Genomic DNA, 884 nt, shown 5'->3' with positions numbered 1-884 from the left:
CGCCCTGGCCACCGACCCGGCCCAGCTGCTGGCCGGCACCGAGGACTTCCTGCACCAGCACTACCGGGCCAAGCGATGCCCGAAAGCAGTGCGCTGCTGGCCCGGCTGCGCGGGGAGGGGCTCGCCGCGGTGATCTCCGGGGCCGGTCCGACCGTGCTGGTGCTGGTGGCCGACAACACCCAGCTGGGGCAGGCTGCACAGCTGATCGAGGCGTTTAATGCCACATCCACCGGTTCCTGGCGTTGCGAAATTCCCGCCATTGCGTCAACGGGTGTTACAGTAGAGGTGCTGTAGCACTCATAGCAGGCCGGGAGTTTAGACACCTTCACCAAGGGAAGACCCTGTGGCCACCGTGTTGCGGAGGACGCCAGAAGCACGATCTGGCGGTTTTCGCGCAAACATTCCGGTTTCTTTACTGCTGTCTTACGGCAACCGAGTTTGATATCCCCCAGCGCGCCCGCATTTGGTGCCGAGGTGATATCTCTCTTTCCATATCAATCGCGCCCCACCTTAAAAGTTTCATCGCCAAGGTGACGCGACTGACAGGTGCAGCAGATGGCCCCGTCTGGGGCGCTGCACCGGATTTAGGCACAGTGTCGGTGAGACCGACCCGCCCTACCAGTCAGAAGGAACATTCGTGACCGAAACCACGAGCCTCACCGAAGGCGTGGACAACCAGACTTCCACCAAGAACGCCGGACTGGCATCCCTGAAGATGGTTCAGCTGCAGCAGCTGGCCTCCCAGTTGGGCATTACCGGCGGTTCGCGCATGCGCAAGGCCGAACTTGTTGCCGCGATCAGCTCGCACCAGCGCGGCGGCGCGGTCGCCGACCGCGAAGCCAAGGAGTCGGCGAAGTCGGCCCCCCGAGACCGGGACCGATGAG

The 884-nt window shown here is 63.3% G+C and carries 1 protein-coding gene and 1 pseudogene; both read left to right on the top strand.

The features are described 5' to 3' along the window. Positions 1-75: 75 nt before the first annotated feature. Positions 76-294, top strand: a complete 219-nt coding sequence (locus JCM19049_RS15780) for a hypothetical protein (protein ID WP_054822025.1) — start codon at positions 76-78, stop codon at positions 292-294. A 343-nt stretch (positions 295-637) separates the two neighbouring features. Continuing rightward, a pseudogene (locus JCM19049_RS15775) lies at positions 638-862 on the top strand (Rho termination factor N-terminal domain-containing protein); the annotation flags it as partial. Positions 863-884: the final 22 nt, after the last annotated feature.

The sequence above is a fragment of the Arthrobacter sp. JCM 19049 genome, assembly GCF_001310435.1.
The sequence above is the reverse complement of the archived record's forward strand: the minus strand, read 5'-3'. Positions and strand labels throughout refer to the sequence as shown.